The sequence below is a fragment of the Flammeovirgaceae bacterium genome (genome assembly GCA_015180985.1).
Classification (GTDB): Bacteria; Bacteroidota; Bacteroidia; order Cytophagales; family Cyclobacteriaceae; genus UBA2336.
On sequence record CP054185.1, the window covers coordinates 715,359 to 728,583 of the forward strand.

9 protein-coding genes are annotated in these 13,225 nt (G+C 44.8%); 3 read left to right on the top strand and 6 right to left on the bottom strand.

The features are described 5' to 3' along the window. Positions 1 to 2 precede the first annotated feature (2 nt). From HRU69_03480 to HRU69_03490, 3 genes are read left to right on the top strand one after another with little or no spacing between them, the layout of a single operon-like run. Positions 3 to 2,570, top strand: coding sequence for a tetratricopeptide repeat protein (locus HRU69_03480; GenBank protein QOI96606.1), 2,568 nt, complete (start codon positions 3 to 5; stop codon positions 2,568 to 2,570). Next, positions 2,521 to 4,845 (top strand): transglycosylase domain-containing protein, encoded by a 2,325-nt coding sequence (locus tag HRU69_03485; protein QOI96607.1) that lies wholly within the window; start codon positions 2,521 to 2,523, stop codon positions 4,843 to 4,845. Before HRU69_03480 ends, HRU69_03485 begins: the two co-directional genes overlap by 50 nt. 8 nt (positions 4,846 to 4,853) lie before the next feature. Beyond that, positions 4,854 to 6,656 (top strand): excinuclease ABC subunit C, encoded by a 1,803-nt coding sequence (locus HRU69_03490; GenBank protein ID QOI96608.1) that lies wholly within the window; start codon positions 4,854 to 4,856, stop codon positions 6,654 to 6,656. A 30-nt stretch (positions 6,657 to 6,686) separates the two neighbouring features. On the opposite strand, the gene gldN is transcribed toward HRU69_03490, so the two are convergent. The 6 genes from gldN to HRU69_03520 form a co-directional block, all read right to left on the bottom strand. Next, on the bottom strand, positions 6,687 to 7,595 hold the full coding sequence (gene gldN, locus HRU69_03495) for a gliding motility protein GldN (protein QOI96609.1): 909 nt from the start codon (positions 7,593 to 7,595) through the stop codon (positions 6,687 to 6,689). Positions 7,596 to 7,603: 8 nt separating this feature from the next. Then, a complete protein-coding gene (gldM, locus tag HRU69_03500) occupies positions 7,604 to 9,193 on the bottom strand; it encodes a gliding motility protein GldM (GenBank protein ID QOI96610.1) in 1,590 nt (529 codons plus the stop codon). A gap of 57 nt (positions 9,194 to 9,250) precedes the next feature. Continuing rightward, positions 9,251 to 10,075 carry a gliding motility protein GldL gene (gene gldL, locus HRU69_03505; protein QOI96611.1) on the bottom strand — a complete coding sequence of 275 codons (825 nt, stop codon included), beginning with the start codon at positions 10,073 to 10,075 and terminating at the stop codon, positions 9,251 to 9,253. Between the two features lie 65 nt (positions 10,076 to 10,140). Then, positions 10,141 to 11,226, bottom strand: coding sequence for an SUMF1/EgtB/PvdO family nonheme iron enzyme (locus HRU69_03510; GenBank protein QOI96612.1), 1,086 nt, complete (start codon positions 11,224 to 11,226; stop codon positions 10,141 to 10,143). Between the two features lie 116 nt (positions 11,227 to 11,342). After that, positions 11,343 to 12,332, bottom strand: coding sequence for a type IX secretion system membrane protein PorP/SprF (locus HRU69_03515; protein QOI96613.1), 990 nt, complete (start codon positions 12,330 to 12,332; stop codon positions 11,343 to 11,345). A gap of 113 nt (positions 12,333 to 12,445) precedes the next feature. Continuing rightward, positions 12,446 to 13,222 (bottom strand): uroporphyrinogen-III synthase, encoded by a 777-nt coding sequence (locus HRU69_03520; GenBank protein QOI96614.1) that lies wholly within the window; start codon positions 13,220 to 13,222, stop codon positions 12,446 to 12,448. Positions 13,223 to 13,225 lie beyond the last annotated feature (3 nt).

Here is a 13,225-nt window from a genome sequence, read left to right on the forward strand (position 1 = left end):
TTTTGAAAATCAGGCTTTCATACTTCCTGCCGGCCCTCCTGTTGTTGGCGGCCTGCTCGTCCGAATCAAACACCTGGATTAGCCGGGCATTTCACAACACTACCGCTCATTATAATGGTTACTATTATGCGCTCGAAGAAGTAACCAAAGTTGAGCAGGCCATTCAGCGCAACCACCGGGACGACTATAACCAAATTCTTTGGTTATTCCCGAGACTTGATTCAACGTTTGCTAAAAGTTACGACAAGTCCATCCAGGAAGCCGTTAAGATGGCTTCCATCGCCATTCAGCGCCATCCCAACAGCAAATGGGTTGATGATGCCTATATACTGGTAGGAAAAGCGAGACTATACAGTTTTGACTGGGGCAATGCCATCCAGACGTTTAAGTATGTGAACAATCCGAAAGTTACCAAAGACATTCACACGCGCCACCGGGCATTGATTTATTTAATCCGCACCTTTACCGAGCACAAGGAGTACAATAATGCCGAAGCGGTTTTTGATTACCTGCAAAAAGAACCTTTGAATAGAGTCAACAAGAAAAATTTCCTGCTTGAAAAAGCTTATTACTACCAGGTGCGAAACGACCTGGATAAAATGATTCGCAGTCTCTCTGAAGCGGTACCCCTTTTAACCAAAAAAGATAAGCCCGGAAGAATTTATTTCATCATTGGCCAGGTATACCAAACTCTCGGGTTCGAGGCCGAGGCATACAATTATTACCGTGAGTGTATTTCAACGAATCCGGAGTACGAAGTGGATTTTTACGCCCGCCTCTACATGGCCCAGGTAGCAGAAATCTCGAAAGCCCGTAATGTAGCCAACGCCCGTAAATCGTTTAGAAAATTGCTTAAGGATAGTAAAAACAAGGAGTTCCGCGATAAAATTTATTATGAAATAGGTGTATTCGAAGAAAAGCAGAACAATATTACTGAAGCCATTACTAGTTACAATCAGGCCATCCGCCTTGGCAATAATAAACTGGTGGACGGAGAGGCTTATCTGCGGCTGGGTGAGTTATATTATGATACACTTAAAAAATACGAACTCGCCCAGGCCTATTACGACAGTGCCGTATCGAGTATATCGGCACAACGACCCGACTATGGTTCCATTAAGCAGCGGCAGGAAGTACTCAGCGAGTTTGTCACGCATCTGAAAACAATTTCCTGGCAAGACAGCCTGCTGCTACTATCCGGCATGGATACTTCGGCAATTCGGTTACTTGTTAAGCAAGCTGTTGAAATTACTAAGCCGGTTGAAACGGGGAAAAGTAAAAAACGGAAACGGGAACGAACCGACATTACACAAAACCTTCCGGCTAATGAAAATTCCGGCCCTCCGCAAACCGGTGATTGGTATTTCGGAAATCCTTCGGCTGTAGGGTTAGGTCAGATTGAATTTGTACGAATTTGGGGAAAGATACCCCTGGAAGACAATTGGAGAAGATCGGAGCGGGCCATTCCACCTTCCGAACGCCTTAATCCGGTGGTTACCGGCAATGTGGCAGATACAGAAAAGATTAAACCCGAAAGCAAACAAAATCCGGCCGAAGAAGCCTACCAAGCACTGTTGAAACAATTACCTTTTACTAACGAGCAGAAAAAAGAATCCCTAAGCAAAATTGAGGAAGCCTATTTTGCCCTCGGCAATATTTATTACTTCAGGCTGAATGAAAAAAATAATGCCATAGTTTCATTTGAAAAATTACTCGAGCGCTTTCCACAAACTCTTCATAAACCGGAAGCACTATACCAACTTTACCTTATCCATAAGGATACCGATCCGAAACGCGCGGAAACATTCGCATCCAGCTTAATTGCCGAGTATCCCGAAAGTGCTTTTGCCCGTATTCTTGTTAATCCGGATTACCTCCTTGAATCAAGCCTTACGGCCGATAAGCAAAAAGCTATCTATAAGGAAGCGTATGAACACTTCCTGGCCGGTAACTACGCTGCATCCACCGAACTGCTCAACCAGGCACTTAATCTCGAAACCACCCCCTTTACGCCTCAAGTGGTTTTGCTAAGAACACTTATTACGGGTAAAACCGAATCCCTTTCGGTTTATCAGTTTCAACTGGAAGAACTCATTAAGGGCTATCCGGACACTGAACAGGCAGCTTATGCTAAAACCTTATTGTCTGCCTCACGGGAGTTTCAGACGAAAAATGAGAAAGCAAAAGGCATTGAGTATAATCGTTCATTTGAGCAACCCCATTATTTCATTATAGTCTTTACTACTACCGAGAAAATAGAAGCCGCTGCGGTGGAAGCGCTTAGTGCATTTAATGCCTTATATTTTAACGATCTTAATCTTAAAGTGAGCAACCTTATATTAAATGAGGAATATACCCTTACGATGGTGTCTGACCTGCCCCGCATAAGCAGCGCGCTGGAGTATTACAAAACATTCACCGAAAAACTTCAATCACTTACCGGGCTTAAAAACCGTAAATTCAATAGCTTTGTAATTACCAAAGACAATTTCAATATCTTTTATCGTACCAAAGGCCTTGATGAGTACCTTCGATTCTTTGAAAAAAACTATCGTACAGAAAACCCGTAACCTGCTGGCCGTTGAGCGGCCATGGATTAAACGGACCATCAAGATTATCTGGGTTGGTTTCTTTTGTGTTATCCTGCTTTTCCCGGTATTCATTTACACGGTAAGTATCGATCTGTTTGGTTTATATGGCGGCATGCCCAGCCTTAAAGCCATTGAAAATCCTGAGAATGATCTGTCATCTGAACTAATCTCTGCCGATGGGGTTTCATTAGGTCGGTATTTTCGGTACAACCGTAGTCAGGTGAATTATGATGAGCTTTCGAAGGACCTTGTTACTACATTGATTCTTTCGGAGGACCACCGGTTTTATCAACACTCCGGTATGGACTTTATTGCTTACATGCGGGTGCTCTGGGGGCTCATTACACTAAACCCAAAGGGCGGAGGCAGCACCATTACCCAGCAATTAGCTAAAAACCTTTACACGATGAACCCCGACATGAGCCTGGATGGTAAAATCGCCCGGCTTGGACGCTATCCGAAACGGCTCATCCAAAAAACAAAAGAATGGATTATCTCATACTACCTGGAGAAAAATTTCACCAAAGAAGAAATTATTGCCATGTACCTTAATACCACTTCGTTCGGCAGTAATGCGTATGGCATCCGGGTGGCAGCCGAAACCTATTTTAACAAACCGCCCGACAGCCTGAACCTGCAGGAATCAGCCGTGCTGGTGGGTATGCTGCAGGCTATAACCAAATTCAGTCCTGTCTATAATCCCGAAAACTCGCTGAAAAAAAGAAATGAAGTACTTTACAAACTCGTTACACACGGTTACCTGACGCGCGAGGCGTATGACTCGATAAAGCAATTACCCATTGAATTAAAGTACAAAGTACAAAATCAAAATGAAGGACTTGCCACCTACTTCCGAAACGTAATCCGTACCGACTTAATGAACTGGTGCCGCGAACACGGTTACGACTTATGGGAATCGGGGTTGAAAATTTACACCACAATTGATAGCCGAATGCAGCTTTACGCTGAACAGGCCCTCACCGAACATATGCAATACCAGCAGCAGTTGTTCGATGAGCATTGGAAGGGCCGTAATCCCTGGATTGACGATGAGTGGAAAGAGATAAAGGGCTTTTTGCAATCGCGGATAAAACAAACCGATACGTACAAAAACCTGGTAGCACGATATGGCGAAAACTCCGATTCGGTAAAAATCATGCTGAATCTGAAGAAGCCCATGACCATTTTTACATGGAAAGGCGAGCGCGACACAGTATTCAGCTCGATGGACTCACTCAATTACTACAAGCGCTTTCTGCATGCCGGTTTGGTTTCGATGGACGCCAACACCGGGGCCATTAAAGCGTGGGTGGGCGGCATCAACCACAAATACTTTAAGTACGACCACGTGCGGCAGGGCAAACGCCAGCCCGGCTCAACATTTAAACCATTCGTTTATGGCGCAGCATTGGAAATAGGCTATCACCCCTGTTTTGAGTTATATGATATTTCACCCAGTTTCACCGTATCGGGCACAACCTGGTATCCACCCAACTCTGACGGGAAATTCGGTAGCGGTGAAAAAATGAACCTGCGGCAGGCTATGGCTCGCTCTGTTAACTCCATTACCGCACAAATTCTGCAAAAAGTGCATCCTGAAAACGTTGTAAAGTTTGCCCACCGCGTGGGCATCACCAGCCCGTTAGACCCTGTGCCTTCATTATGTCTTGGTGTCAGCGATGTTTCGCTTTATGAACTGGTGGGGGCCTACGGTACGTTTGTTAACAGCGGAATTTATACTGAACCGTATTACATTACCCGTATTGAAGATAAAAACGGAAACGTCATTGAAAATTTTGTTCCTAAAACACGCGAAGCCATAAGTGAACAAACTGCCTATAAAATGGTTTACATGTTAAGGGGTGGTGTTGAAGAAACCGGTGGTACCTCGGGCGGGTTAGGTTACGATCTTAAAGAAGAAAATGAAATTGGCGGTAAAACCGGAACAACCAACAATGCGTCTGATGGGTGGTACATAGGCGTAACCCACAACCTGGTTACCGGAGTATGGGTGGGTGGTGATGAACGGAGCATCCATTACCGCAACTGGGATATGGGGCAAGGATCCCGCACAGCCCGCCCCATTTGGGAAAAGTTCATGCGTAAAATCTATCTCGACCCCTCCCTTGAATATAAAAAGGGTAAATTCAAGCAACCCAAAACCGGCCTCGATGTAACCCTCAACTGCGATCAGTACATGGTACCGGCCGACTCCATTCCGGTTGATGAAAAGCCCTGGGACGATTTCAATTAGCTGCGTTTATGAGCCGTGGCGACCTTAAAAGCTACGCACACCTGTTACCTGAAAATCCGGGAGTTTATCGGTTTTACAATACCGCCAACCAACTTATCTATGTAGGTAAGGCCAAAAATCTGAAGAAGCGGGTATTAAGCTACTTTGGGGCCAAACAAAATCTAAGCCGGAAAACGCTAAAGCTCGTTCATGAAACCAGCCGGATTGAGTATACAGTTGCCGAAAGTGAATTTGATGCGCTGTTGTTAGAGAATAACCTGATTAAACAATTCCAACCCCGCTATAACATTTTACTTAAAGACGATAAAACCTACCCTTACCTGTGCATTCTTAAAGAACGGTTCCCTCGCATTATCTCAACACGCAAATACATACCAGGCCAAGGCGACTATTTCGGTCCGTATTCCAGTGTTGTGGCCATGAAAAATGTGCTGGAACTAATTCGCAAACTGTATACTATACGAACCTGCAACCTGCAATTAACAGATAGCAATATCAAGCGAAAGAAATTTAAGGTCTGTCTGGAGTATCATATCGGCAATTGCAAAGGGCCTTGCGAAGGTTTACAACCGGAGAAAGATTACGACCTCGACATCGAACATGCCCGCTATATATTGAAGGGAAACATTACTCTTGTTAAAACCATTTTTGAGCAGGAAATGCAGGCGGCAGCTGATCGATTGGATTTCGAACGTGCACAGTATTACAAGGAAAGGCTTAATACCCTCGAAAAATTTCAAAGTAAATCGTTGGTTGTTAACAAGGCCTTAACCGATATTGACGTAATCACAGTAACAGGTACCGAAAAATATGCCTATATCAACTACCTGCTAATCAAGGAAGGCGCGATTGTCTACTCCCGGTCCGTTGAAATACAAAAAAAGCTTGGTGAACAAAATGAGGAGTTGCTAAGCCTGGCGCTTGTTGAACTACGGCAACAGGCCAACAGCAATAATACAGAAATACTTAGTAACCTGCCGGTACACACACTAGCAAATAACCTGAATAACACCGTACCTAAAATAGGCGACAAACGAAAACTGATTGCGCTCTCATTAAAAAATGCATTGGAACTTAAACGCGAAAAGGATTTGCTGCGTGCCGAACGGCCCACCAGAAAAAATCCGGCACTTGACGCCTTACGTAACGAACTTCAATTAAATACCCTACCCATAACCATTGAGTGCTTTGATAACAGCAACCTGCAGGGCACTAATCCGGTAGCTTCTATGGTTTGCTTTGTTAACGGCAAACCCGATAAAAAAAATTACCGGCATTATAATATCAAAACCGTTACAGGTCCTGACGATTTCGCTTCAATGAAAGAAGTGGTAGGCAGACGCTACCGGAAATTGATGGACGAACAATGCCCAATGCCTGACCTTATCCTGGTGGATGGCGGAAAAGGGCAGTTATCGAGTGCCTGCGAAGCGCTGAAAGAGCTTAACCTGTATGGCAAGGTGGCCATTGCCGGCATTGCCAAAAGGCTGGAAGAAATTTACCTGCCGGAAGATTCGGTGCCGTTGCTCCTCAGCAAAAAATCGCCCGGATTAAAACTTATCCAGCAAATACGAAATGAGGCCCACCGCTTTGCAGTAACCTTTCACCGGCAAAAACGAAGCAAAGCCAATTTACAAACAACCCTTCACGATATAGCCGGTATAGGCCGAACCACCATCGAAAAACTGCTCAGGCATTTTAAATCTGTTCGGAAGATCAGGGAAGCATCTTTTAAGGAACTTGAGCAGGTTATCGGAAAAAGTAAAGCAAAGCTTGTTATTGATTCCAATAAAAAAGCCCCTGCCGGATAGCAGAGGCTTTGCTATACTGTTGCGGATTAATCAGAACTCCCAAAGGTTGTGTTCCTTCTCCATGAGCATCATTTCGGCCCACTCGCGCGCCCACACACTCTCGTAGTACGGTCGTCCGTTTGCCCGGTACACATCCTCAATGGTCTGGTCATCCGGGTTTTCAATTTTATCAATAGTTCCTTTAAATAGCCTTAATAAAAACGCATCGGCAAAGTTCTTGTTTTCAGCGGTATTCTGGCGGTTAAACCATACAGCCTTTGCCGGGTTGTTCCGGAAAACCTTTTCCAAATCTTTGTACTTAAACCACCCTAACGATTTAAATGTTCCGGTATTCAAATCAAACGCCTCGAGCTTAATAGCCTGGATGTCGTAATACAAACGTGATCTGCGCTTATCAAATATAACGTCCTCCATGAGGGTAAGCATATAAATATCACGGGGTAACACTGTTACCGGCTTACCACGTTGCGTAAGTACCCACTCGCCATTTGGGGCAGTACTTGGGTTTATACCGGTGTTATTATCAATTGCCGATTCATAATTTTTACCATTGAATGAAACGGCATCGCTCAGGTAATAGGTCATTGCCGGATCCCAGGCTTGCAGTGTTTCGCCTTGTGTAATAACCATTTTCGATTCAAAATCCTCTTTGGTCATTACCGAAGTAAGCGAATCGCTGTTATACACAGCCGGAATCTCACCGCTCCGTACCGCGTCAATAATCAATTTCGAGATTTCACCATTATTAGAGAAGAAACCCTTGTTCTGCTTCTCCTTCATATCAATCTTTCGCCATACGCGCAGTTTGTACAGGTGTTCATAACGCGGTATCGGATCGATGGAATTCGGGTTATACTGGGGTAGTTCTACTTGAGCATACATACCCAGGGGCACACATGCGGCAAGCAGTAACACGATCCCATTCTTCAACATGTTCATAGTCGTTATTATTGTACTGGAATATTGATAATATCACTACCACCTACGGCAACCGGTTCGGGGTTCCCTTTGTAGGTCATTCGCACCACGTTCTTTGGTTCAACCAAAATCCTGTCGCCCGGCCGCATAATGGCCCGCCACGCACCTAAATCAACCAATTCGCTTGTGGCCGTCATTTCCTGAACGCGTTGGGTACCACGCGCCAGAATAACCGACATGTTGCGTATCCGGTAGTTAGCATCTCTGGGAACCTCGTTTTTAAAGTTCTCATCAGCTTCGGCATTTATCCGAAGACCCGCAATTTGTCCGGCTGTTACACCATTTTTTAAGTCAATATCGCGGCCGTTGTTATCCTTTGCCACAATCCTTGGGCGTGGTACATTCTTAACGGCAAATTCTTCATTACCGATAAACGTACCGGAATTGTTTACAGCAACCGTAACTTTTCGCTGATTTGGTATAATAGTAACCTGACCGATTTTTTCACCACGTATAATTTCTGCGCCTGTCGCAGAAAATGAAGGGTTATAATCCGTACCCAGAGCAGGCACTTCAATATTTACCAGGTTACCACAGCCCATGTATAGGGTAGGGGCCACACCGGTAGTTACCCGGATGGTGGGTTTTGCAACTATATATTCGATGGTTTGCGGATAAACCTGATCGTTCAACTTTATCTCCGCCTTGAATGACTGCTTGGATTGACCTTTGGCATCATAATTTCCTCCGCGGGCAGTAAACTTAACTTTACCCATTTTAATGCCTGTTACCGGGTCAACAGCAACCGGAATGGAGGTGCCATTGTAAAACATCTCGGGGCTCAGTGCCGATGAAGATGCTGAAATAAACATATCGGCTTCATATGTAGCACCGGCAGCAACAACTGACGATTTGGGCCGAACCATCGGGATGACCGTTTCAAAACGCACCGTGGCTGCACCGGCTTCTTCGGCCAGTTTGCGCAAAGCTGCCGACTCGTATTCCAGTACTTCAGACTGAATTTGTGTTACTGAAGCAAGCGCTGCAATGACCGGGGTATTCTCGAAGGTAAACGTGAGGAAGTCCTTTCGAATATGGTCAGGGTCGTTGGCAAATTCTGGTATATCTTTAGGAGCCCTGGCCAACGTACCAAATTTCTCACCGGTTAGTTCATTCAGTTGCTTTACGTAATCGTTAAGTTTGGTTTCGAAATCTCTACCCCAAGGTGACTTTTTATCAATCATCATGGTAGCCACTGCCGAACCATGGTTATTGATCACTTTTTCGTCAACCTTGTCAGAACCGGAAACCTCTAACATTTTCTTTTTAAGTGTTTCAATCCAAGCCGAAGTTGCGGTGGTCAGTTCCCTTACCTTTTGCGCACGCTCAACAGCACTCTTAATTTTCGCTACTTCACTTTTTCCCCCTTCTTCAATAATTTTATTTAACTGCTGTTGGTTGGATTTTTCGGTATCATCAATAAGTTGATTAAGCGTTCCATTAATAATGGCGAACTTTTCCAACACTGCATTGCTCACCTGAAGGGCCAGAAGCGCGGTTAGTACCAGATACATCATACCGATCATCTTCTGCCGGGGGGTTTCTTTTTTACCTGCCATTTGTTGTGATGTTTAAATAATTGAAAACTTAAACCCTGATTATAGAACAGTACTCCATTATCCCTGGCCTCCGCCTTTCATGGCGGTAAGCATACTTCCGTACACTTTATTCAAAGCAGTCAAGTTATCGGTAAGCTTACCAAGTTCACTGGTAAACTTGGCTGTATTCTCTCCTACTTTGGTTAGCCCTTGCATTGCTCCGGTAAGGCTATCGTAAAACTTATTCATGTTCTTCACATGGCTATCGGCATCTTTCAGTTCCATTTCATAAACCGAATTCAAAGCAGCCAGGTTTTTAGTCACTTTTTGTACCTGCGAGTGGTACTCTCCGGCATCTTTTGAGGCATTGGCCATAGAACCAACAGCCTCAATAGCAGTTTTGTACGAGGCATTCATGTCTGACAACGCTTTTGATGCGGTCTTCACGTTGGTTGCATACTCATTAGTTGCCACTGCTGCATTGGACAGGTTGTTCATCTGCTTGGCTGATTCAGCAAGGTTTGTTAAGCCTTTGCCCAGGTTATCCAGCAAGTTCTGGTCAACCTTGGCGGTTTTCAACATTTCGTCAATTTTAAGAAGCGGTGACTCCGTAGAATGACCGGGTTTGCGAACAGTGGGCGAGGTTACCGCGGGTTCATAATCCTCAGCAAGTTCAGGATATACCTTTGTCCAGTCTGTTTCTTTTGCAGGTGGTTCAAATGCACTTAAAAAGAAGATGGCAGCCTCTGTTAACAGGCCAACCATCAGCATTTGGTCGGCCCCGGTAAGGTGCAAAATTTTAAACAGCGCACCAACAATTACAACTGCCGCACCAATACCATAAACTTTTGGCATTATGGTTTTAAAGAGTAGCTCAGCAAATCCGCCTTTTTTCTTGCTCATTGTAGTATGGGTTTAAGTGTTTGTCTTTTTGGATATGGGTTAAAGATAACGAGAGTTTCGGTTTGTTAAAATTCCCTGCCTGACGACCGCCCCAGGTGCGTAAGTGCACACCGGAATCCGATGTAGGCGCGGGTTGAATCTTTAAATTCGTATGTTCTTGTACCGGTTTCCAGGTAATAAGCCACATCTTTCCACGATCCTCCGCGTACAACTTTCTTGGGAGCAATTTTGGCATTGTACCTCGAATCTTCCGGGTTGGTTCTTGGGTCAATAAACTGGGGGTTTAAATCCCATACAGTAGGAACTGAAGCCGGGTTGAAGTCATCCAAACACCACTCGCTTACGTTACCGGCCATATCGTAAAGTCCGTAATCATTCGGGAAATATGCCCTTACCGGTGAGGTGTAAGCAAAGCCGTCATCGTAAAAATTACCGCGGCCCGGTTTGAAGTTAGCCAGCATACAGCCTTTTGAATTGCGGATGTACGGGTTACCCCAAGGGTATTTAGCCATATCACGACCGCCCCGGGCCGCATATTCCCACTCGGCTTCGGAAGGCAGACGGAAACTGGGCATCGGGAACTCGCCAACGCTCTTGCGGTAATCGTTCCAGTACGCAGTGCGCCAGTTGGCAAAGAATACGGCTGCATCCCAGTTAATGCCCACTACCGGGTAATCATCGTAGCCAGGATGCCAGTAATAATAGTCTTGAATCGGGTCGCCCATATGATGGGCGAAGTCACGAACCCAAACGGTAGTATCCGGATAGTATTTTTGTTTAAATGTTTCCTGATCAACTGTTTCGAAGCCTTCGATGCTTCCGTTCTCAACCAGGTGATAATTGGTAAACTGCCGGTATTCATTGTTGGTTATCTCGGTATCGTCCATAAAGAACGAACCAATAGTAACCTGTTTGTTATAATTGATTTGTGTTGATGCCGGATCCTCATCGGCCTGACCCATATGAAAGGTTCCTGCCGGAATTGGCACCATACCGAAGGGCCTGGTCATTACCCAACCTTGCCTGCCGGCAACACCCACAAGTTCGCCACCATCTCCACCTTTACCTCCGCCCAGTCCTAACAGACCACAAGCGCTGGCCGCCAGCCCGAGAAGAACAATCGCATATTTTGATGAAGCCGCCTTATCCATAGTACTCATTCAGTTTGCTTTTTTTGAGTTTCGAAAATACCGCTTAAAGTCTTATTTTTTGAAACAATTGATTACCAAATTCTATAAAATCTGCTTAAAACCAAAATAATTTACTGTCAATGCCTGTACCGGGGGGTTCTTACAACCTTTTTACCTACCCCCACACTTACCGGCAACTGGTAGGTTAGCATGAACTCATGCGAAAAATTTTCTTTCGCTGCCCTGTCTTTCACTACAAAATCAATTGAATAACCAATTCTTAGCGATTTATCCTTTAAAAAGCTATACCCCAGCAACAGGTTGGCGGCCTCTCCCGATCGGAACGCTAATCCGCCCCACATCGTATTGCGCAGGGTAGCTAATACGGCCAGGTCCATCGAAAATTCGTTAAAGTCGGTTTTTATCAGGATGGTTGGATTAATCTGCAGGTCGAAATTCACATCGTAAAAATAACCACCGGTAATATTCATATGGTTTTCCAGGGCATTGCGCTGGCTGACACCAAAATCAAACTCTGACTTAAGCAGGTGATTCATACCAATGGCAGCGAAGTATTTTTCACTGCGATATAAAATGCCAACGCCCAGATCCGGGCGTATCTGCGATTCCCTGCCGGTGCGAGGTATATAGGTGCCACTGATTGGATCGTAAATTGTCAGCAATGGATCGTTTGGTTGAATAGCCCGGTACTTATCAAAATCCAGCGTTTGAGAGTACATGCCCAGCTTAATCCCAAAACTAAGTTTGTTCTCGCGGATGCCCAGGTGGTAGGCATACATGGCCTGAATTTCGAGGTTGTTTTGCGGGCCGAGTTTATCATTCAAAACATAGGCGCCAAAACCACTTTTGAGTTTGTATATCGGTGAGTTAAATGATAAAATCTGGCTGGTGGGCGCAGTGCCATCGCCAAATGAAGATTCGTAGCCGAGCCACTGGCTGCGGTGAATGATTGTTGCTTCCGTTACGCCATCCACCCCAGCTGCCGCAGGAGTGAGGTAAAGCGTATTAAACATGAATTGAGTAAAGTGGGCATCTTGCTGGGCGGACGCGGTTCCGGCAAAGATTAGCAGAAGGCAAAAAGTGGTATTAAGACCTTTCTTAAGCATGATGCACAAAAATGCAGGATTTAAAGTAAACGCTTTTTTGGCATACTTTCAACCGCCAGGTAATTAAAGTGTAATAAAAAACATCACTTTGTAAAATCCAATGTATGAAGGGGTTATTTAGCCCCATTAACCTGCTTGATGTACAGTTCAATGGCCCCGGTCATAGAGGGTGCGTTTGGAAGGGGGGCCTCAATATCCAAAATGAGTCCGGCATCCTGAACGGCCCGGGCCGTTGCAGGACCAAACGCTGCAATACGGGTATTATTTTGCTTAAAGTCGGGGAAGTTGGCAAATAAAGAGGATATACCGGACGGGCTGAAAAAAGCGAGGATATCATAATACACCTCTTTCAGGTCTGACAGATCGCTGGCCACCGTCTGGTACATGATGGCTTCGGTAAAGTTGAAACCGTTTTCACGTAAAAAGTCGGGGATATCGTTCTTCCGGATATCAGAACACGGAAAGAGGTACTTTTCGTTTTTGTGTTTTTTAAGGATTTCGAGCAGATCCTGGGCGGTTTTAAGACCAGTAAAGATTTTGCGCTTTCGTATCACAATATACTTCTGCAAGTAGTTGGAGGTTTGATCAGAAATACAGAAGTATTTCATGTCAGCCGGCATTTCAATCTTAAGTTCGTTGCAAATGTGAAAGAAATGATCAACTGCGTGACGGCTGGTAAAAATTATTGCAGTGTGATTCAGAATATCTACTTTCTGCTTTCTGAACTCTTTTACAGGTACAGGCTCAACCTGAATGAACGGCCTGAAATCAATTTTCAGATTGAATTTTTCGGCCAGCTTAAAATAGGGCGAATTCGGATCTGTGGGGGCCTCTTGCGTAACCAGAATGCTTTTTACTTTACGCATCCTGTCGTTTACTTTTTCGCTCATATC

What these genes read in the sequence shown, in the direction of transcription:
- HRU69_03485 (QOI96607.1), top strand. Translation starts at nt 2,521, where the DNA reads ATGAGTACCTTCGATTCTTTGAAAAAAACTATCGTACAGAAAACCCGT.
- HRU69_03490 (QOI96608.1), top strand. Translation starts at nt 4,854, where the DNA reads ATGAGCCGTGGCGACCTTAAAAGCTACGCACACCTGTTACCTGAAAAT.
- gldN (QOI96609.1), bottom strand. Translation starts at nt 7,595, where the DNA reads ATGAACATGTTGAAGAATGGGATCGTGTTACTGCTTGCCGCATGTGTG.
- gldM (QOI96610.1), bottom strand. Translation starts at nt 9,193, where the DNA reads ATGGCAGGTAAAAAAGAAACCCCCCGGCAGAAGATGATCGGTATGATG.
- gldL (QOI96611.1), bottom strand. Translation starts at nt 10,075, where the DNA reads ATGAGCAAGAAAAAAGGCGGATTTGCTGAGCTACTCTTTAAAACCATA.
- HRU69_03510 (QOI96612.1), bottom strand. Translation starts at nt 11,226, where the DNA reads ATGGATAAGGCGGCTTCATCAAAATATGCGATTGTTCTTCTCGGGCTG.
- HRU69_03515 (QOI96613.1), bottom strand. Translation starts at nt 12,332, where the DNA reads ATGCTTAAGAAAGGTCTTAATACCACTTTTTGCCTTCTGCTAATCTTT.
- HRU69_03520 (QOI96614.1), bottom strand. Translation starts at nt 13,222, where the DNA reads ATGAGCGAAAAAGTAAACGACAGGATGCGTAAAGTAAAAAGCATTCTG.